General features: G+C 71.2%; 14 protein-coding genes. 6 read left to right on the top strand and 8 right to left on the bottom strand.

Features of this window, described 5'->3' with window-relative positions:
• Nucleotides 1–4 precede the first annotated feature (4 nt).
• From AB0N81_RS09975 to AB0N81_RS09990, 4 genes are all read right to left on the bottom strand, one after another.
• Nucleotides 5–1771: a hypothetical protein gene (locus AB0N81_RS09975; protein WP_365357278.1), complete on the bottom strand. Its 1767-nt coding sequence runs from the start codon at nucleotides 1769–1771 to the stop codon at nucleotides 5–7.
• Nucleotides 1768–4098 (bottom strand): hypothetical protein, encoded by a 2331-nt coding sequence (locus tag AB0N81_RS09980; RefSeq protein WP_365357280.1) that lies wholly within the window; start codon nucleotides 4096–4098, stop codon nucleotides 1768–1770. Before AB0N81_RS09980 ends, AB0N81_RS09975 begins: the two co-directional genes overlap by 4 nt.
• A complete protein-coding gene (locus tag AB0N81_RS09985; protein WP_365357282.1) occupies nucleotides 4095–4940 on the bottom strand; it encodes a hypothetical protein in 846 nt (281 codons plus the stop codon). Before AB0N81_RS09985 ends, AB0N81_RS09980 begins: the two co-directional genes overlap by 4 nt.
• 178 nt (nucleotides 4941–5118) lie before the next feature.
• Complete coding sequence (locus tag AB0N81_RS09990; RefSeq protein ID WP_365357284.1) at nucleotides 5119–6306, bottom strand: acyl-CoA dehydrogenase family protein; 1188 nt, start codon at nucleotides 6304–6306, stop codon at nucleotides 5119–5121.
• Between the two features lie 236 nt (nucleotides 6307–6542).
• On the opposite strand from AB0N81_RS09990, the gene AB0N81_RS09995 reads away from it, so the two are divergent.
• Complete coding sequence (locus tag AB0N81_RS09995) at nucleotides 6543–7220, top strand: TnsA-like heteromeric transposase endonuclease subunit (protein ID WP_365357286.1); 678 nt, start codon at nucleotides 6543–6545, stop codon at nucleotides 7218–7220.
• 918 nt (nucleotides 7221–8138) lie between these two features.
• Here the strand turns inward: AB0N81_RS09995 and AB0N81_RS10000 are convergent.
• A complete protein-coding gene (locus tag AB0N81_RS10000) occupies nucleotides 8139–9164 on the bottom strand; it encodes a transcriptional regulator (RefSeq protein ID WP_365357288.1) in 1026 nt (341 codons plus the stop codon).
• Nucleotides 9165–9227: 63 nt separating this feature from the next.
• On the opposite strand from AB0N81_RS10000, the gene AB0N81_RS10005 reads away from it, so the two are divergent.
• The 5 genes from AB0N81_RS10005 (at nucleotide 9228) to AB0N81_RS10025 (ending at nucleotide 15682) form a co-directional block, all read left to right on the top strand.
• Nucleotides 9228–10748 carry an MFS transporter gene (locus tag AB0N81_RS10005; RefSeq protein WP_365357289.1) on the top strand — a complete coding sequence of 507 codons (1521 nt, stop codon included), beginning with the start codon at nucleotides 9228–9230 and terminating at the stop codon, nucleotides 10746–10748.
• A 147-nt stretch (nucleotides 10749–10895) separates the two neighbouring features.
• Complete coding sequence (locus AB0N81_RS10010) at nucleotides 10896–11726, top strand: VOC family protein (RefSeq protein ID WP_365357290.1); 831 nt, start codon at nucleotides 10896–10898, stop codon at nucleotides 11724–11726.
• 121 nt (nucleotides 11727–11847) lie between these two features.
• The gene (locus AB0N81_RS10015) at nucleotides 11848–12249 is read left to right on the top strand and encodes a VOC family protein (RefSeq protein WP_365357291.1); all 402 of its coding nucleotides are present in this window, start codon (nucleotides 11848–11850) and stop codon (nucleotides 12247–12249) included.
• A 98-nt stretch (nucleotides 12250–12347) separates the two neighbouring features.
• Nucleotides 12348–13292, top strand: coding sequence for a Gfo/Idh/MocA family oxidoreductase (locus tag AB0N81_RS10020; protein ID WP_365357292.1), 945 nt, complete (start codon nucleotides 12348–12350; stop codon nucleotides 13290–13292).
• Nucleotides 13293–13390: 98 nt separating this feature from the next.
• Entirely contained in the window at nucleotides 13391–15682 is a 2292-nt protein-coding gene (locus AB0N81_RS10025; protein WP_365357293.1) for an excinuclease ABC subunit UvrA, read from the top strand.
• A gap of 201 nt (nucleotides 15683–15883) precedes the next feature.
• Here the strand turns inward: AB0N81_RS10025 and AB0N81_RS10030 are convergent, their stop codons facing one another.
• From AB0N81_RS10030 to AB0N81_RS10040, 3 genes are read right to left on the bottom strand one after another with little or no spacing between them, the layout of a single operon-like run.
• The gene (locus AB0N81_RS10030) at nucleotides 15884–17167 is read right to left on the bottom strand and encodes an MFS transporter (protein ID WP_365357294.1); all 1284 of its coding nucleotides are present in this window, start codon (nucleotides 17165–17167) and stop codon (nucleotides 15884–15886) included.
• Nucleotides 17164–18399 (bottom strand): ATP-grasp domain-containing protein, encoded by a 1236-nt coding sequence (locus AB0N81_RS10035; RefSeq protein ID WP_365357295.1) that lies wholly within the window; start codon nucleotides 18397–18399, stop codon nucleotides 17164–17166. Before AB0N81_RS10035 ends, AB0N81_RS10030 begins: the two co-directional genes overlap by 4 nt.
• Nucleotides 18396–19724, bottom strand: coding sequence for a pyridoxal-phosphate dependent enzyme (locus AB0N81_RS10040; RefSeq protein ID WP_365357296.1), 1329 nt, complete (start codon nucleotides 19722–19724; stop codon nucleotides 18396–18398). The genes AB0N81_RS10035 and AB0N81_RS10040 overlap by 4 nt, the downstream gene beginning before the upstream one ends.
• Nucleotides 19725–19726 lie beyond the last annotated feature (2 nt).

Raw genomic sequence — 19726 nt, forward strand, 5'->3', positions numbered from 1 at the left:
TACGTCAGAGCGCGTCCTCGGCCGCACGGAAACCGTCCGGCGCGACGAGCGAGAACTGCGGGTCGCCGGAGCTCAAGCGCTGCCCGTAGGCGACGATCGTGTCCCGCAGGAACGCGGCGCAGCTGTGCGCCGCGGCTGCCGCGTCCTGGTGCGGCGCGGCCATGAATCCGAACTCGGGGCGTGTCGCCATGGTCCGGACCGCTCGTGCCTCGGCCCGGCCGAGGCCGAGCGCGATCAGATGGGGTGCCACCGGGTTGCCCTCCTGACGGACGAGCTCGCGGTAGGCGGTGTCCCAGCCGGGGCCCTCGTCGGGTTCACCCCCGGTGAGGAGGAAGACGATCGGCCGCAGGACCTGGGTGCGCTGGGTCTTGACCAGGGCGACGTCCTGTCGCAGCAGCGCCTGGAGGGTGCGGAAGGCGTGCTCGTACGACAGTCCCTGGCGCTCGCGGAGGACCGGTGTCCGTGTGCTGGGCAGCACCGTGTCCAGCGGCAGCCGCAGTTCCGTTCCCGCGGCCATGCCGAGGACACAGAGCCGGAGTGCGGCGGAGACGGCGGGCGTGCCGGAGAGCGCGGAGTGCAGGGCGGCGAGACCTCGGTTGAGTTCGTCCAGGCAGTCGCGGTCCAGCGACTCGTCGATGACGAGGTAGATGAGCGCGGCGCCCGAGAAGGAGGCGGGCGCGGCCGAGGTGGCGGATGCGGCCGGTGGGGCCGCCTGTGCCGGGGTCTGCTGGGCGGGTGCCGGGGCCTGCTGGGCCGGCGCGGCGGGGAGCTGGTCCGGCGCGTCCCACGGGCGTGCGCCGGTCAGTTGGGGTTCGGCGGCGGGCGGGAGCGGGACGTGGCCGCCGGTGGCCTGGCCGACCTGTCCGGTCAGCTGGTGGCGCAGCAGGTCGAGGTCGCCGGCCTGGATGAGGCCCTTCTCCGCCATCACCGTGAACAGATCGAGCGCCCGCTGGTTCTGCAGTTTGGCGGTGGCGGCGCGGGCCTCTTCCAGCTGACGGCTCATGGCGAACGCCCCTGCGGCGTCGTCGGGATGCGTGTTCAGGTACTGCCGGATGAGCCCCTCGCTGTTCATGAGCATCCCGGAGAACGCGGCGTCGTGACGCTTGGTGGCGTCGATGTCGTACGTCTGCCGCACCGCCGCGAGATCGCCCGACCGGTGGGCGGCGCCGACGTTCGGCACGTGCTCGGCGATGCCGATGCTCTCCGTCCAGCCCGCCTCGATCAGCGTTTCGAGGTAGGTCAGCGACTTGGCGTCGGGCCGGACCGAGACCCGGCAGCCCTCCACCACCAGTCCCGGTGGCAGGGCCGCCGGTGCCGCGCAGAGCCGGCCGAGGTGGTTCTGGAGGTCGACGGCCTGCTCGATGCCGAAGCCGTGGCCGGCCGCGTGGAACCGGCTGGTCAGGTACCCGTGCACCACAGGCAGCGGGTCCTGCAGACCGGAGCGCACCCAGTCCTCTGCGCCCGTCCACCCGTCGACGCGGAAGGTGAAGCAGACGGTCACCTCGAAGACGTGCACCCCGTCCCGGGAGACCAGCGGGTTGTTCTCGAGCACGGCGGTGCGGGTCTGCGGGCGCATGTCGACCTCGTACCGCGTGCGGTACTTGGAGAGGAACCGCTGCCCGGCCTTCAGCGGGCGGCCGTCGAAGCACACCACCTCGCCGGTGGCGGTGGCGTAGACGACGGCCAGATGCGGCTCCCTCGCCTTGGTCGGGCCCGTCCCCAAGCGGGGCACCGGCGACTGGCTGGCGATCAACGACACCGGTTGGTTCACCGGGCACCTCCTGGCTGGGCGGCAGGTCCGGGCGGGCCCGCGCGCAGAGCGCTGCCGAGGACCGCGGCGGAGCGGGGCAGGGGACGGAAACAGTCGCGTTCGGTCCAGCGGGTGGCGTAGCGCTGGAGGAGCTGGCTCACGCGGGGGCCGCGGGCGGCGACGTCCTCGACCAGCATGCGGACCAGGTCGTCCAGGAGCATCGGGTCGGTTTCGGCCTGGGCGGCCCAGCGCTGGAGCACCGTCTCGGCCGCACCGCCGAACTCGCCGCCGATCACCTCGGCCCAGAGATAGCCGAGCCGCCGCCGCAGTGTGCCGTCCTGCCGGTCCCGCGCGGCCAGGTCCAGGAAGGTGGGACGGCGGCGCGGCTGGGTGCTGCCGACCACCTGCTCCTCGTTGACGAGGCCGTCGACGAGGATCAGGAAGACCAGGTGTCCGCAGGCACGGCTCTGTGGTTCGTGCACCATCTCGGCCACCTCGTGCACCACCACCGGGGCGTGCGCGGCCACGTCCTGCGCCAGCAGGTCGACGAAGCCGTCACCGATGGCGTTGGCCACCTGGATGTGGTCGACCCTGCCGAGCCGGGTGAGGGCGGCGACGGCGGTGCCGAGGTCGGCGCCTCCCAGACACAGGCCGTAGGCCCGCGCCGCGGCGGCCTGCAACTGCCAGTCCCCGCTCGCGTACCAGCCGTTGACGAGGTTGTGCACGCCCGGCCGGAGAGCCGGGTCGCGGGCGCAGACCGCCAGGGCGTAGGCGATGGCCTCTCTGCGCTCCCAGCCGCTGTCCTCGTGCCGGGCCCAGTGGTCGAAGACCCGGGTGGCGATGAACTCGAACGACTCGGTGGCGATCAGCCCGAGCGCGGTCCCGGCGAAGCTGCGCACCGGCAGCGAGGACGAGTCGATCAGATCGGCCAGCCAGTCCACCAGTTCCTGCTGGATGCGGTACTCCGACCAGACGTGCCGGATGATGCGGCCCGGGTAGTCGGCGTTGCGGTACTCGGCGATGGTGCACGGCAGCCAGCCGTAGCCGCCTTGGGTCGCTGACCTGACGGTACGGGCGCGGAGCTTCTCGGCGAACACGCGGCGGGACTGCGCGAAGGGGTCCTGACGCAGAGGCACGGGCCCCTGTTCGACGCTGGGGGCGAGGACGCCGCGTTCGCTGCGGAAACACTCCAGGAGGGTGGTCGAGGCGAGCGCCACCTCCTCCTGGGGCAGCCCGCCGAGCACGGCCAGGGCGACGGCCTGGGTGCGGAGCACGGTGTCGCCGAGCCCCTCGAACCACTCCTCGGGGCCTTCGCCGCCGGTCTGGTCCATCCTGGTCCTGACGCGGTCCAGGTCGAGGACGAGTTCTCGCTGCGGGTCGCGGACGTCCGGGCCGTGCTCGTGCGCCAGCATCTGCGCGAGCCGGGCCGCGTCACGGCAGGCGCCGTCGCTCAGCAGCTCGTCGGCCAGTTCGGCGGCCCCTGCCGCCGCGAGCACCCGCTCGGCGCCCTCCTCGCCCAGCAGGTGGTCGAGATGGGCTCTCAGGACGGCGTGCAGCTCGTCCGGCCGGACGATGCGCTGCACGTACTCGTCGACGCCGGGGCCCAGTTCGTCCTCGGTCCCCGCGATCAGGACCAGGTGGGCGTCCGCCAGGCACAGCAGTTGCTCCAGGCTCTCGAGCAGCGCGCCGCGCAGCTCGCCCAGGTCGGCGGGCCGGTCGAGCAGCAGACCCGCGCCGCTGCCGAGCTGCTTCAGCTCCGTCAGGCGTGCCAGGTCGTCGACGGAGTCGAGCCGGTACCAGGTCTTCACGCGGGCGGAGATCAGGAGCCGTACGGCCGCCGCCGTCTTGCCCGCGCCACCGGCGCCCCGCAGTACGACGGAACGCCGCTGCAAGGCGTCGTCCTGTATGTCGTCCCAGCGGGGCGGCTTCTGGAACGCGTACCGGACGGTGTCCACTGTGCCCGGGGAGATGGCCCGCAGCACGACGCCGCGTTCCCCGGCGGTCTGAATGACGATCTTGTGGCCCTGGACCCAGTCCCGGCCGATGTGGGTCCACGCCTCACGGAGGAGCCCGGCCCGCAGACTGCCCTGTCCGGTACGAGCGGTGGCCTTCTCCGCATTCGCGCCCGCTCCGACATTGGCGCCGCCGCCATCACCCGGGGCCTGCGACTGCTGCTGCGCTCCGTCACCGCCGGAGGGGCGTGGTGCGTCCGCGTCGCCTCCGCCCGACGGGGACGCGCCTCTCCCGGCGTCACCGGACGGGGCGGGTGAGGAGACGGGCGAAGGGGCCGCGGGCCCGGGCGGGGACAGTGAGGACGGTGACGGCGTGGTGCCGGACGGCGTGCTCATGACTCGTCCGTGGTGTTGCCTTCGTAGTGCTCGTACTTGTCGCCCTGTATGACGTCACGGCCGACGTTGTCGATGTTCGTCCCGTAGTCGCCCACGTTGATCTGCCCGCCCGACACGTTGCCAAAGGTGGTGGCGGGCCGATGGGTGGGACTCTCCGTACGGGCCCCGCCTTCCGCCGCACTCGCGCCGGTGCCCGCGGGCGTCGTTTCCTCCGCTCCACCTGGCGGCTCCCCGACATCCGCGGAGAGCCCTGGCGGCGCGGGGTAGCCGGGGACGGTGACCCAGCACCGGCGCCGCTCACCGTGCTTGGTGACGAAGTCGGCGGGCAGATAGGCCGCCTGGTCGATGCCGGGGTAGTTGCCCAGCACGACCGCCGAGTGGACGCCCTCCGAGAGGACCAGCACCAGGTGGGCCCGTCGTGCCCGCGCGAGTACGCCCTTGACCGGGTCGGCGTCCACCAGCCGGGCCAGGTCGTTGATCGCGGTGCCGGTCCAGCGCTCGCCCTGCCGGATCACGAGGCCCTGGTTGAGGCCGGCCCGCAGCCGCATGCGGTGCTTCTCGTTGTACTTCTCCTGGTGCGCCCGCAGCGCGTCCTCCAGGCCACGCGTCAGCTCTCGCAACAGCCTGATGGGACTGGTCGCCATCGGCGCCAGGATCAGCATGCCGTCCCCGCGGTCCTGAACCGGGCATTCCGCGAGGCTGAGCCCTGCTCTGGCGAGCGCGAATTCAACGACCTCGTACAATTCTTCGTGCAGCGTCGCCTGAGAAACTTCCGGGCGCAGGCTGAAATCCTCGATGTCCAGCAGCACGATCCAATAGCTGTGCGGATCCGACGACACCATGGCAGTCCTCCTGCACTCGGGCAGGGGCCACGAGCGCCCCCGGAGCCTCCATGCAAGGGCCTGCAGCCAGCACTGTCTACGCCAAGTGGCGCACAGCGCAGGGAATTTGACAGTTCCTCGGTGATTGGGGAATTCCCTACGATTCAGGCAGACCAACCGCCTGTTTCCGCCCCACGCGCTAGCGGCGCACCCGCGGCATTCCCAGTCCTGTCCAGGATATTATTTCGCGCTGGATCTCATTGTTTCCGCCGCCGAATGTGAAGATCACCGCCGAGCGGTAACCGCGTTCCAGTTCGCCGTGGAGGACCGCGCCCGCCGAGCCCTCCTTGAGGGCCCCGGCCGCGCCGACGACCTCCATGAGCCAGGCGTAGGCGTCGCGGCGCGCCTCGGAGCCGTAGACCTTGACGGCGGAGGCGTCCTGCGGGGTGAGGGTGCCTTCCTGGACGGCGTTCACCATCCGCCAGTTGAGGAGCTTCATCGCGTCGAGCTTGGTGTGGGTCATGGCGAGCCGCCTGCGGACCCAGGCGAGGTCGATGACGCGGCGGCCGTCGGCCAGCTTGGTGTCCATGGCCCAGCGCTGCACGTTGTGGAAGGCGCGGATGGCCATGGTGCCGTGGGCGGCGAGGGTGACGCGCTCGTGGTTGAGCTGGTTGGTGATCAGTCGCCAGCCCTTGTTCTCCTCGCCGACCCGTCGGGAGACGGGAACCCGGACGTTCTCGTAGTAGCTGGCGGTGGTGTCGTGCGAGGCGAGGGTGTTGATGAGGGTGCAGGAGTAGCCGGGGTCACTGGTCGGGACCAGGAGCATGGTGATGCCCTTGTGGAGCGGGACACCGTCCTCGGGGGTGGCGGTGCGGACGGCGAGCCAGACCCAGTCCGCGGTGTCGCCGTTGGTGGTCCAGATCTTCTGGCCGGTGACGACGTACTCGTCGCCCTCCCTGACCGCCTTGGTCTTCAGCGCCGCGAGATCCGTGCCGGCGTCGGGCTCGCTGTAGCCGATGGCGAAGTCGAGTTCGCCGGAGAGGATGCGGGGCAGGAAGTACGCCTTCTGCTCGTCCGTGCCGAACTGCATGATCGTCGGGCCCACGGTGTTGAGGGCCATGAGCGGCAGCGGGACGCCCGCCTGCGCCGCCTCGTCGAAGAAGATGAACTGTTCCATGGGCGTGAGCCCGCGGCCGCCGTACTCCTCCGGCCAGCCGACCCCCAGCCATCCGTCGGCGCCCAGGCGGCGAACGGTCTCCCGGTAGAACCGCTTCTGGGCGGCGGGTTCGCCGTACCGCGCGTAGGCGTTGTCCGGTACCAGCTCGGCGAAGTACGCACGCAGCTCGGTGCGCAACTGCCGCTGCTCAGGCGTGTATTCGAGATGCACGGCCCCTCCAGGCTCTACTGGCTCTACTGGCTCTACTGGCTCCACTGGCTCACTGCTCGGCGCGCTCGGCGCCCGTCACACGGCTCGCCCGGTCCCGGACCTGACGGCGCACACAGTAGAACCCGTTGCAGAAATAGGGAATGGACGGATGGGAGTGGGCGGATTGAAGCTTCACTTTGCGGGGGATCTTGCGGACTGAAGAGCTACCTTGCGGACAGGGGCGGGGTCAGCCGGTCGTGGTCCAGGCGTTAGAGGTTCTGCCGGGCGGTTCCGCCGGGCCGCTGGCTGCCGGGTTCGAGGTCGCGTACATCGCTCCCGGCGGGACGGAGTTGCGGCGCCCGCTGGCGGACGCGTGGGCGGTGTCGTTCGAGCACGCTGCCCCGGTACGCGCCTTCGCGTCGTACCGCCGGCAGCGCGACCTGCCGGGCCGGTGGTGGTCGGCGACGACGGGCGGGCACGTCGGGTACGAGTCCTGGCTGGAGCGCGACCACGTCATCCTGCCGGACTTCGACCCGGCGGTGGTGGGGATCTCCTCGCAGCCGTTCTGGCTGTTCTGGGCGGCGGCGAACGGGCGGCCCCTCTCGCACGCACCGGACTACTTCGCCCGTCGCGACGACGGGACGGGTGTGGTCGTCGACTGCCGCCCGGCGGAACGCCACGGCCCGCGGGACGTGGTGAAGTTCGAGGCGACGGCGGCGGCCTGCACCGAGGTGGGTGGGAGTTCCGGCTGCTGGGCGCCCCGGACCCGGTCGTGGTCCGCAACGTGCGGTGGCTGTCGGGATACCGGCACCCCCGGCACCGGGTGGAGCCGGCCGCCTCGCGGCTGCGGGAGGTGTTCGCGCGGCCGCCTCGCGGCTGCGGGAGGTGATCGCCGAGCCGCTGCCCCTGACGGACGGGGCGGCGGAGGCGGGTGAGTCGCTGGCGGTGCTGCCGGTGTTGTTCCACCTGCTGTGGTCGCACGAGCTGACGGTCGATGTCTCGGGGCCCCTGCACGGCGGCTCCCTGGTCGCGCCGGGGGTGAGCCGATCACCGCGGGTGAGAGTCCGGTGCTGCGGCCGGGCGACTCGCTGACCTTCGACGGCGACGAACATCAGGTGGTCGCGCCGGCCGGGACGGCCGTGCGACTGCGGTCGGCCGGCGCGGCGGAATCCGTGGTGCCGGCCTCGTATCTGATGGCGGCGCCGGACTTCGCTGTCCCTTCGACCGGGAGAAGCAGGACTACATCGACTACAGCACCTCGCGGCTGTTCGCCGCGGTCCGTCCCGAGGCCGTCGCCCTCGCACCACTGATCGCCTCGACCTACTGGCGTCGGCTCGCCGGCGGCACCGAGGCCGAGCAGGACCGGTTTCTCGCGGAGGCCGCAGGTCTCGTCACCTACCCCTACAGCCCGCCCGACCGCGGCGGCGACGCCATGGCGCACTGGGCGCTCGCCGACTCCTGGCGGCCGCCCAGCCGGCCCCTGACCACCTACACGCCCGGCCGGACACGCGGCACCCTCCCCGGCCTCGCGGCGAACCGGCTGGCCCGGCACGAGAAGAGCGCGATGTGGTTCAGCCGCGGCCGCCGGGACCAGGGCCGCACCCTCCTCTTCCACGGACGCCTCAAGCCGGTCCTCCTCCGAGACCGCGAACATCAGTATGTGAAGTGGGAAGGCCCCATCTGGAACAGCACACGCACCGACGACCTCATGAGGCAGGAAGTCGCACAGCGGCGCAAAGCTTCAAGACGGGGTCGTACACCTGCGGCAGCGGCGGAGGGCCTTCACCAGAACCGGACGCACCGGCGAGGCTGTTGAAGGGCTTCCTCCCGTTGCCCGGGGAGGCGAGTCTGAATCATTTATGCGTATCGCCGCGCGGAGTCGTGGGCCTGTCATGTGGGCTCGTCTGTCCGCCTGCCTGGTACGTGGCCGCGTGGTGAAGTCGTTCGGCTGCCTGGCGGAGGTAGGCGGTGACCTGTGGGTCGGCGTCGAGGGTGTAGTCGGTATCGAGGGCGGTGAGGGTGTGGGCGATGCCGGGCAGGTGGTTGCTGGAGCAGTCGATGGTGCAGGTGTTGGTGTCGAGGGGCTGGATGCGGTCGGCCAGGGCCCAGGTGCGGCGGCGGATGGTTTCGGCGGGTTCCCGGACCGTGGCGATGGCCCGGTAGCGAACGGGGGCGGTGGCGATTTTGCCGGCGACGTAGGCGGCGGGGTCTTCGCCGGGGACGGGGCGAGGGGGGAAGTGGTGGCGGGTGGGGGTCGGGGCGGTCATGCGGTCGAGGCGGTAGATGCGCCAGTCGTCTTGGGCGGTGTCGTGGGCGAGGAGGTACCACAGGCCGCCGGAGGCGATGAGGTGGTGGGGTTCGACGCGACGGGGGGCCTGCGTGCCGCCGCGGGTGGTGTAGTCGAAGGTGACGGTCTCGTGGTCGCGGCAAGCGGCGGCCAGCAGGGCCAGGACCGTGGGGTCGGTGCGCGGGCCGCGCTGTCCCCAGTCGATGGTGGTGGTGGCCTGGTGCAGGGCGGCGACCTGAGTGCGCAGCCGATGGGGCAGGACCTGTTCGAGTTTGGCCAGGGCGCGCAGGGCGGTTTCCTCCATGCCGGTGAGGTGGCCGACGGCGGTGCGCAGGGCGACGGCGGTGGCGGTGGCTTCGTCGTCGTCGAGCAGGAGGGGCGGCATGGCGGTGCCGGAGGCCAGGCGGTAGCCGCCGGAGTGGCCGGTGGTGCCTTCGACGGGGTAGCCGAGTTCGCGCAGGCGGTCGATGTCGCGGCGGATGGTGCGGCCTGTGACGCCGAGGCGGTCGGCGAGTTCGGTACCGGACCATTCGCGGCGCGTCTGCAGCAGAGACAGCAGGCGCAGCATCCGTGCGGGAAGGTCGCTCGTCATGTTTTCCAGAATGGCACCCTTTACGGACGTGAGGTGTCCTAAAAGCCTCCTAGCGTGAAGGGCATGTCCGAGAACAAACCCCTCCGAACCTCCTCGAACGCGGTCGATCCGCGCAGGTGGGCGGCGCTGATCGTAGTGCTGGTCGCCTCCTTCATGGACGCGGTCGATGTGACCGTGGTCCATATCGCCTTGCCCGACATCCAGGCCGCGACCGGCGCGTCGACGGCGCAGGTGCAGTGGATCACCGGCGGGTACGCGCTGGCGTTCGCGCTGGGGCTGATCACCGGCGGCCGGCTGGGGGATCTGTTCGGCCGCAAGAAGGTCTTCCTGCTGGGGGTGGTCGGCTTCACGCTCACCTCGCTGGTGTGCGGTCTCGCCGGGAGCCCGGAGCTCTTGCTGGCCGGGCGGATCGCGCAGGGCGCGATGGCGGCGCTGATGGTGCCGCAGGTCCTGTCGATCATCCATGTGACCTTCCCCGAGCGGGAGCGCGGCAAGGTCTTCGGGATCTACGGCTCGGTCATGGCCCTGGGCACCCTCGCCGGGCCCCTGGTCGGCGCCCTGCTCATCGAGGGGGATCTGTTCGGCCTCGGCTGGCGGCCGGTCTTCCTGGTCAACCTGCCGCTGGGCATCGCCGGACTGGTCGCCGGGGCCCTGCTGATCGGCGAGTCGAAGGCCGAGCGGGCCGCCCGCCTGGACCTGGTGGGGGTGGTGCTGGCCACGGCGGGCCTGCTGGCGCTGGTCCTGCCGCTGACGCAGGGCCGGGAGCTGGGCTGGCCGACCTGGACCTATGGGTCGATGGCCGCCTCCGTACCGGTGCTTGGCGCGTTCGTGGCCTGGGAGCGGCGCCTGGCGCGGCGCGGCGGGTCGCCACTGGTGGTGCTGTCGCTGTTCTGGCGGCGCAGCTTCGCCGGCGGGCAGGGCGTGCAGCTGTTGTTCGGCCTGGCCTCGGGAGTGTTCTTCCTGGCCTGGACGCTCTACCTGCAACTGGGGCTGGGCTTTTCGCCGCTGAAGGCGGGGCTGTCGGGGATGCCGCTGTCGGCGGCCATGATGGCCGGCGCCGGGCTGTCCATGCAGCGGCTGGTGCCGCGCTTCGGACGCCGGGTGCTGCAGGCCGGCGGGCTGCTGGCCGCCGCGGGCATGGTGCTGTTCGTCGGCCTGGCCGGCCACTACGGCACGGAGATCGCCGTGTGGCAGACGATGCTGCCGCTGCTCCCGATGGGCCTGGGCATGGGGATGATCATCGCTCCGCTGACCGACGTGATCCTCTCCGAGGTCCCCCACGAGCACGCCGGCTCCGCCTCCGGGCTGACCAACACCACCATGCAGCTCGGCCAGGCCGTCGGTGTGGCCCTGTCCTCGGTCGTCTTCTTCGGCCGGCTCGGACCCGGCAGCCCCGCGGCCCAGGCGCAGCAGATGCCGCACGCCTTCGCCGGTTCCCTGTGGTACGTCGCCGCCGCCTTCACCGCCGCGTTCGCCGTCCTGTTCGCCCTGCCCCGCACCGCCGGCACCAAGGCCCCGGCCGCGGCCACGGCTGCCCAGGAGCAGGAGCAGGAGCAGGCGGCCGGGCCGGTCCCGGTCGGCTGATACGACCGCCGGCACCGCGGCCTCACTCCAGCGGCCCGCACCAAGGGCCACCCCGCACCACAGGGGGCAAGGCTCGACATCACAGCCTGTTCCGCTCCCTTTTGACCCCGTACCGCACCCGCGAAAGGCATTTTCATCATGGGTTTCATGTCTCCCGGCCAGGTGGTCTGGTTCGAGATCGGCACCACTGATCCCGACGCCGTCACCGGCTTCTACGGCCCGCTGCTGGGCTGGAATTTCGAGGTCGACCCGGACTCCTCGGTCGACGGCCGCACCTACACCCGTATCCTCGCCCCGGGCGCAGCCTGGCCGATGGGCGCCATCCAGCAGGGCGACACCGGCGGCGAGACCCTGAACCTCTCCGTCCTGTCCGCCGACGTCCACGCCGATGTCGACAAGCTCACCGCGCTCGGCGCGAAGGTCATCGTCCCGGCCACCACGGTCGGTGAAGTGACGGTCTTCGCCCGGCTGGCCGACCCGCGCGGCAACATCTTCTCCCTGTTCTCCCGCGGCGGCTCCGAGAAGCTCGCCGAGCGGGCGGCGGCGACCGAGGAGCACATGCAGCAGGCGTCGTATGCGCCGCAGCCGGGTGCGATGGCCTGGTTCGAGATCGGCACCACCGACGCGCGGGCCACCACGGACTTCTACGCCGCGGCGTTCGGCTGGCGGTTCGAGAAGGACGAGACGGCCGGCGGCAAGCCGTACTTCAGCATCTTCGGCCCCTCAGCCGAGTGGCCGTCCGGCGGCCTGTGGGACCACAGCGGCGACAGCACCGAGGGGGCCGGGGCCGACTACGTGATGCCCTGCTTCCTGGTCCCCGACGTCGCCGCCACCACCACCGCAGCACAGCAGGCGGGCGCCCGCGCCGAGTACGGGCCCGAGACCACCCCCGACGGGCTGGTCTACTCCCGCCTCCTCGATCCGCGCGGCAACCGCTTCGGGCTGTTCTCCCCGCCCGCCCGGCCCGCCGACGCCTGACCCCTGCGGGGAAGCGGCCCGCGGCCGGCGCCCCCTGCGCCGCCCGGTCCGCCGACGTCGACTGCACGCTCCGCGGCCTCGGCACCCGTCGGCCGCGGGAGCACGGAAAGGATGCATCCCCATGAGCACCACCCCCTCCACCGGCACTCTCAGCGGCTCGGTGATCTCGTACGCGATCTGGGCCGACGACGGCCGCCGGCTCGCCGAGTTCTACGCCGCCGCGCTGGGCGGCGAGGTCGGGCAGCCCTACCCCGACGAGCACGGCAACGAGGTCGCCTTCCCCGTCACCGTCGGCAACACGATGTACATCTTCTGGACCTCCAGCTCCTTCACCGCGCCCGACTGGCCCCAGCAGGAACTGCCCTTCCACATGGACCTGGCCTTTCCCGATGTGGCCGCCGCCGAGAAGCGGCTGCTGGAACTCGGGGCGACCAGGCCCGACTTCCAGCCCGGTGACCACTGGACGGTCCTGCTGGACCCCTCCGGCCAGCCGCTGTGCATCAGCCAGGCCCAACCCTCCTGACCGCAGGAGTTGGCCGGGCCGCACGCCGCAGGCACAGGCGCACTGCTCTGCCCGGCCAAGGCACACCGTCCTCGCTCATTGAAAGGAACCGAGCCCTCATGAAGATCGCCCTGTTGGGAACCAACTTCGGCCAGGCGCACGCCGCCGTCTACGCCGCCCGCGACGATGTCGAGGTGGTAATGTTCGGCCGCGACGCGGACAAGACCTCACAGGCCGCCGGACAGTTCGGGTTCGCCGCCGGCACTGACCTGGACGCCGCCTTCACCGACCCCTCCTTCGACTTGGTCGATGTCTGTCTCCCCATCCCGCTGCATGCGCCGATGGTGCTGCGCGCCCTGGAGGCCGGCAAGCACGTTCTGACCGAACTGCCCATGGCCGGTTCCCTGGAGGAGGGCCGCAGGATCGTGGCCGCCGCCGAGTCGAGCGACCGGCACGTGTTCGTGGACATGTTCGAACGGTTCATCCCCGCCAACCAGGCCCTCACCGACGCCGTACGCGAGGGTACCTACGGCCGACTCGAGGAACTGACCTGCTGGAACGCGGTCGCTCTCTTGTGGCCGGGCGCCTCGCTCGGGCTGAAGGCGCTGCCGATGGAGGCCATGCACAGCGACCTGGACCTCATCACCCGGGCCCTCGGCACACCGGACCAGGTCCACGTCACCGCGGTGGGACGCGACGCGGACGCCGGCGCCGTCGAGGCCACCCTGGCCTTCGACGGCGCGATCGCCCGCAGCTCGGTCTCCGCACTGCGGCCCAAGCCGTGGGGTGCCCGCAGCGGCTACACCGCCGCCTTCACCCACGGCGTCCTTGAGTGGGTCTCGGCCATGGGCTACGACGGCAAGCCGACCGGCACTCTCACCGCGTACAGCGACGAGGGGGCCCACGAGGTGGAGCTACCCGCCGCTGACCAGTACACGGCGATGATCGCCCATGTGCTGGCCGTGCTGCGCGGTGAGGCCGACAACGAGATCAGCCCGGCCAGCGCCCTGGCCGCACTGGAGTTGACCTGCCAGATCGACCAGCAGGTCAACCCCGCCACCTGACCGTCCAGCCCTGTTGCCGCCCGGTCCCGACCGCGTGGCAACAGGGCCCCAGGGCGCCACCCCGCCCGCACGCCCCCAGCCAGCCAGAAAGCACCGTCATGTCCCGTAAGACATCCGCGCACGGCGAGATCGTCATCACCGGCGCCCGCGTCCATAACCTCCAGGATGTTTCGCTGCGCGTCCCCAAGGGTGTCATCACCGTCTTCACCGGGGTGTCCGGCTCCGGTAAATCCTCCATCGTCTTCGACACCATCGCGGTGGAGTCGCAGCGGCAGTTGAACGAAACGTTCCCCTTCTTCGTCCGCAACCGGCTGCCGAAGTACGAGAAACCCGAAGCCGACCTCATTGAGGACCTTTCCCCGGCGATCGTGGTCGACCAGAAGCCGCTGGGCGGCGGCTCACGCTCCACGGTGGGCACCATCACGGACATCGCCTCCCTGATCCGGCTGCTGTTCTCCCGCGCCGGGTCGCCCAGCGCCGGCATGTCGACGGCCTATTCCTTCAACGACCCCACCGGCGCCTGCCCCACTTGCCAGGGTCTGGGCTACACCATCCAGCCCGACCTGGAGAGGTTCTTCGACCAGGAGCAGTCCCTGGACAGCGGGGCGCTGCGTTTCCCGCTGTTCAATGTCGGCGGCGTGCAGTGGTCCCTGCTCACCCGCTCCGGGACGTTGGATACCGGCAAGCAGCTGAAGAAGTACACGAAGGCCGAGTGGCACATCCTCCTGCACGGCCGCGGCCAAAAGACCCTGGCAGACGGAGCGGCCAAGAGTGTCGATGACGAGGGCATCCTGGACCGCTTCCACCGCCTCTACCTCAACCGCGACCTGTCCACGCTCTCCAGGCGCACCCGCGAGGCGGTGGAGGAGTTCACCACCGAGGGCGAATGCCCCGCCTGCCACGGCGCCCGCCTCAACGCGGCCGCGCTGAAGACGAAGATCAACGGCCACAGCATCGCCGACCACATGGCCATGGAAGTCACCGACCTCATCGACGTCCTGGGCAAAGTCGACCACCCGCTCGGCACACCGCTCGCCCAGACCGCCGTCCACGCCCTGGAGCGCATCGAACAGATCGGACTGGGCTACCTCCACCTCGGCCGGGAGACCGGCACCCTCTCCGGCGGCGAGGCCCAACGCCTGAAAATCGTGCGCAACCTCGGCTCCAGCCTCACCGGCATGACCTACATCTTCGACGAACCCTCCACCGGCCTGCACCCCCGCGACGTCCACCGCGTCAACGACCTGCTCACCCAGCTCCGCGACCAGGGCAACACCCTCCTGATCGTCGAGCACGACCGCGACGTGATCACCCGCGCCGACCACATCATCGACATGGGCCCCGGCGCCGGCACCCACGGCGGACAGGTCATCTTCGAGGGCACCGCGGCTCAACTGCGCCGCGCCAAGACCCCCACTGGCCGCCACCTCGATGCCGCCGTCCCGCTCAAGACCGATGTGCGCACCCCCAGCGGCAAACTGAAGATCGCCAAGGCGCATCTGCACAACCTCAAGAACGTCAGCGTCGAGATCCCCACCGGCGTTCTGACCGCCGTCACCGGCGTGGCCGGCTCCGGCAAATCCACCCTCATCAGCAACGTACTGCGCGCCCAGCATCCCGAGGCGGTCTTCATCGACCAGCAGGGCATCGGGGCCTCCTCCCGCTCCACGCCCGTCACCTGGGTGGGGGTCATGGACGCCATCCGCACCGCCTTCGCCCAGGCCAGCGGCGCCAGGCCCGGCCTGTTCAGCTTCAACTCCACCGGTGCCTGCCCCGCCTGCGGCGGCAAAGGCACCATCACCGCCGACATGGCCTTCGCCGACCCCGTCACCATCACCTGCGAGACCTGCCAGGGCACCCGCTACAACGACCAGGCCCTCGCCCATACCCTGCACGGCCGCACCATCGTTGACGTCCTGGCGATGACAGCCCAGCAGGCCGTGGACTTCTTCACCGCACCCGTCGAGAAGAAGATCCGCAGCCCCCTCGAAACCCTGATTGAGGTCGGCCTCGGCTACCTCACCCTCGGCCAGCCCGTCTCCACCCTCTCCGGCGGCGAACTCCAGCGCCTCAAACTCGCCGGCCAGCTCGGCCGTACCAGCACCATCTACGTCCTGGACGAACCCACCACCGGCCTGCACATGGCCGACATCGAAATCCTTCAGCGCCTGCTCGACCGGCTCGTCGACGACGGCAACACCGTCATCGTCATCGAACACAACCTCGACCTCATCAAACGAGCCGACTGGATCATCGACATGGGACCGGAAGGAGGCCGCCACGGCGGCCAACTCGTCTTCACCGGCACCCCCAACCAACTGCTGCACCACCCCACCTCCCACACCGCCCAAGCACTCCGCGACGACCTCGCCCCCTCCCCCAGGAACTGAGAAACCGCCCCTGGCCCTGACGCATAGTCACCACACCCAGTCAGGCGGAGCAGGGCGGATGGAACAGGGTTGACCGAACCGAACCAGACGTCGCGCATCAACGGACGATGCAAGACCCCACTGCGCAAACCCGTGAACACACACTCTCTGTCCCGCTGGTCACCGACCCCCGGCGGTGCAAGCTCCAGCCGCACCGGACACTCAGCCCCGCGAGGGGACCGCGGCCGGGCGCAGGCGGCTCAGGGCCCGGATCAGCAGTGGGGGCAACAGCACGCACTGTGCCGCGACCGCCACCCAGAAGAGGTTGGCGTGACCGGAGCGTTCGGCCAGCGCGTATCCCTCGCCTCCCGCGATGCCGCTGGCGAACGCGCCGATTCCGGCCGCCATCCGCTGGCGGCCGAAGACGACGGCGGCCGACCGGGAGGACCTGGCCAGCGCTTCGAGGTCGTTCTTGAGGAAGAGGACGACCTCGCCGAGGCAGATGAGCAGGGACCCGGCCAGAATGGCGGCGGGGTGTCCGATGGCGAGCGCGGCCATGCCCGTGGCCAGCGCCGCGAAGCCGACGCGCAGGGCGCGCGGATAGGAGAGGCCCGCGATCCAGTCCGACAGGAGCGGCTGGGTGACAACCAGGAGCAGGGCGTACAGCGCGAGGACGAGGCTGTAGAAGAACGTCGACGTCCGACCCACGACGTAGACCGCGAGGTAGTGCTGGAAGAACATGAAGACGTACAGGCTCAGCACGGTGATCACGAAGGGCAGCGCGGACGGTGCGGGCGGTGCGGGCAGCGTCGGCGGCCCGGCATCCGAGTGCGGTGGCCCGGCGCCTGCGTGGTGCGGCTCGGCGCCTTCCCCCTCCCGTGGCCCGTCCTCGTGCGCCTCCGTCGGCAGGAGCGCGTGGCCCGCCGTGATCGCGGCGAACAACGCGGTGACGGCGGTGAAGAGGCCCGCCGAGGAGGTGAGTATGAACGGGGCCGCGGCGATCGGGCCCAGTGCGATCCCGGCGTTCAGGGCGGAGCTGCTCGCGGAGAGCACCAGCGGACGCTGGTCCTCCCCCACCCGGTTGATCAGGTACGCCTTGTTGGCGGGGAGGTAGAGCGCGGCCCCGCACGAGACGAGGAACAGCGCGGCGATCGCCGCGGCCGGGCGGTTCAGCCCGGGCAGGAAGGCGGCGAAGCCCGCCGTGCGGACGATCAGGGCGACCAGCATGGTGCGCCGCAGCCCGATGCGTTCCGCGACGGCCGCGCCGACGACACCGCCGGAGAACTGCACGAACGAGGCGACGGCGAGCACCGCGCCGACACTGCCGAGCCCCATCCCCAGCCGCTCGTGCAGCAGGACCGACATGAAGGGCAGTACGGCGAAGCTGCCCAAGGGTATGAGGAACGACCCGGCCAGCAGGAAGTACTGCGGGCCGGTGAGCTCGGCGTACCGTGCGAGGCGGGAGCCCGGCCGCCCGTGCGGCTTCCGCGACGGCGCCCCCGTCATTCCCGGTCGTCGGCGGTGACGACCGGCCGTATGCTCCCGGCGGCGCTGAGCGCGCGGTGCAGGGCCAGTTCGGCGGTGTCGGCCTCCGCCAGCACGATCCCGGTGCAGCCGCGCTGGTCGCTCAGGTGCTCCACGGGCCGGCCGGGCACAGCGGTGGGATACCACTCCGGTGCGCCGGGGAAGTTGGACAGGCCGTCGAGGCCGGTCCAGCCGGTGAGCGTGCCGGGGCGGTCGGGGTAGACGAGCACGAACGCCGTGGCCGGGCCCGTGGTGTGCCCGGCGGCCGGAGCGTCCAGCAGTGCGGGGCGACGGCCGAGCGCCATGTCGACCATGGCGTCGTAGACGTTGGTGTCCAGGGCGCGGCACAGGGACTCGCCGACGAGCGCGCCGCCGATGCGGCTGTTGATCTCCACCAGCTCGGGGCCGTCCGCGGTGAGGACGAACTCCACATGCGCGAAGCCGTTGTCGTGACCCGCTGCGGCCAGCACGCGGCCCACCCACTCCTCGATCAGGGCGAGTTCGGGGAGGGGGAAGGCGACGGGGAAGGCCGCGGCCTCCTCACGGACGGAGGGCTCGGGCGACATCTGGCGGCTGAGCACGCCGAGCAGCTTCGTCCCGCCCTCCCATCCGAGGGTCTCCGCGCTGTAGACAGGGCCGGAGAAGAAGCGCTCGGCGAACAGCCGCCCGTTGAAGGCGCGTCGGGACGCCTCGGCCAGAGCCGCACGGAGCCCGCGCTCGTCACGTACCGGCCAGACATTGCGGGACGAGGTGCCGGCGGAATCCTTCAGGACAGCGGGCAGACCGACCTCGCGGAGGATCTCGGCGGCCGCGGAGACGGCCGCGGGAACGTCGACGGCGCCGCTGCTGCTCAGGCCACGCTCGTGCAGGAGCGCGCGCACCCGGCTCTTGTCCCGGAGCAGCCGGACGGTGCTCGGGTCCGGTCCCGGCAGCCCGAACTTGGCCGCGAGATCGGCGCCCGGAACGCCCCACGTGTCGGTCGAGTTGATGAGCCCCCGCAGGTCGGGCAGGGCGGCCAGGGCGGCGGCGCAGGCCGCGGTGTCGGTGGTGTCGATGTCGACGATGTCGAGCGCGCCGGGGTCCAGGTGGGCGAGTTCGTGGCGGTAGACGTCACGGTCACCGGTGAGCAGGCACAGCCGGTGCCCGGCGTTCCCTGCCGCCTCGACGAGGCGTCCCAGGCCGAAGGTGAGTGCTTCCAGAGCGGCGATGGTCACGGTGTCCGGTCCTCCTGGGCCGATGCCGCCGACGGACCCGATGAACCCGGTGGGGTCGGTGGGGTCGGTGCGGTCGGTGGGGTTGCTGCGGTCGCTGGGGTCGGTGCTTGAGCAGGTACGGCGGGTGCGTGAGGTGGGACGGGTATGGCGGGTGCTGACGGGGTGCGTACGTCGTAACGCCGTCGGTTCCACTCCATCGCCGACCAGGGCGGGGCGAGATCGGCGAGGTCGGTGATCTCGTGCGGTTTCAGGGCGCGCGGGTCGAGCGCCTCGCGGTGGCGGGCGAAGACGCGGTCGGTGTAGCGGTGGCCGGTGTCGGCGCCAATGACCAGGTGGGTGCGGTCGGGGTCGCGGGCCGCCTCCCAGTCCGCGACGAGGTGGGCGGCGCCGGTGGAAAGACCGGCGAACACGGCGTGTCCCCGCAGGAGTCCGACCGCGCCCGCCATGGCGTGCCGGAAGTCGAGCCAGTGGAGGGTGTCGTAGAGGTCGTGGTGGACGTTGTCGAACGGGATCGAGCTGCCGATCCCGGCGATGATCGCCTCGGGGTCGCTGAACCCCTCGCTGCCGAAGGTGACGCTGCCGAAGGGCTGCACGCCCAACAGGCGTACATCGCGGCCGCGGCCGCGCAGCGCCTGGACGAGACCGCCGCTGGAGGAGCCCGTGCCCACGGCGCCCACCACGGTCAGCGGTACGCCGGGCAGCGCGCGGTCGACGAGGGCGGCGAACTCCCGGTATCCGGTGTAGTGGACGGCGTCGTGGTACTGCCGCATCCAGTGCATGCCGGGCCGCTCGGCCAGCAGCCCGCGGACCCGGCGGACCCTGCCCTCCTGGTCGAGTCGCAGGTCTTTGGAGGGCGGCATCTGGTCGACGGTGGCGCCGAGCACCTCCAGTTGGGCGCGCATCGTGGCGTCGACGGTGGTGGAGGCCACGATGTGGCAGTGCAGTCCGTAGCGGTGGCAGGCCATGGCCAGGGCCAGTGCGTAGATGCCGCTGGAGCTGTCGACGAGGGTCTGCCCGGGTTTCACCGTCCCGCGCTCCAGCAGGGTGCGGACCGCGCCGAGGGCGGCGTAGACCTTGAGGGTCTCGAAACGGGCGAGCACGACGTTCCCGGAGAGCCGCAGGAGGTCGGGGGCCTTGATCGCGTCGGTGATGTGGTCGTGGACCGGCGCGGGTTCGGTGGTGTGCTCGTGGACCGGCGCGGGTGCTGTGGTGTGCTCGTCGGGCCGAGCGGCTCCGGCTTCCGTAGCCGTGCCCGTGCCCGTGTCGGTGCCCGTGTCGGCGCCGGCGCCGGGGTGGGCGGGTGCTGTACGCGTCGGGGTCGCCATCG

Source organism: Streptomyces sp. NPDC093510 (assembly GCF_040683555.1).
Classification (GTDB): Bacteria; Actinomycetota; Actinomycetes; order Streptomycetales; family Streptomycetaceae; genus Streptomyces.

Bases quoted from the DNA above. Each gene is read 5' to 3' on its own strand.
- AB0N81_RS09980 (WP_365357280.1), bottom strand. From the start codon at position 4,098: ATGAGCACGCCGTCCGGCACCACGCCGTCACCGTCCTCACTGTCCCCG.
- AB0N81_RS09985 (WP_365357282.1), bottom strand. From the start codon at position 4,940: ATGGTGTCGTCGGATCCGCACAGCTATTGGATCGTGCTGCTGGACATC.
- AB0N81_RS10000 (WP_365357288.1), bottom strand. From the start codon at position 9,164: ATGACGAGCGACCTTCCCGCACGGATGCTGCGCCTGCTGTCTCTGCTG.
- AB0N81_RS10005 (WP_365357289.1), top strand. From the start codon at position 9,228: ATGTCCGAGAACAAACCCCTCCGAACCTCCTCGAACGCGGTCGATCCG.
- AB0N81_RS10010 (WP_365357290.1), top strand. From the start codon at position 10,896: ATGTCTCCCGGCCAGGTGGTCTGGTTCGAGATCGGCACCACTGATCCC.
- AB0N81_RS10015 (WP_365357291.1), top strand. From the start codon at position 11,848: ATGAGCACCACCCCCTCCACCGGCACTCTCAGCGGCTCGGTGATCTCG.
- AB0N81_RS10020 (WP_365357292.1), top strand. From the start codon at position 12,348: ATGAAGATCGCCCTGTTGGGAACCAACTTCGGCCAGGCGCACGCCGCC.
- AB0N81_RS10025 (WP_365357293.1), top strand. From the start codon at position 13,391: ATGTCCCGTAAGACATCCGCGCACGGCGAGATCGTCATCACCGGCGCC.
- AB0N81_RS10030 (WP_365357294.1), bottom strand. From the start codon at position 17,167: ATGACGGGGGCGCCGTCGCGGAAGCCGCACGGGCGGCCGGGCTCCCGC.
- AB0N81_RS10040 (WP_365357296.1), bottom strand. From the start codon at position 19,724: ATGGCGACCCCGACGCGTACAGCACCCGCCCACCCCGGCGCCGGCGCC.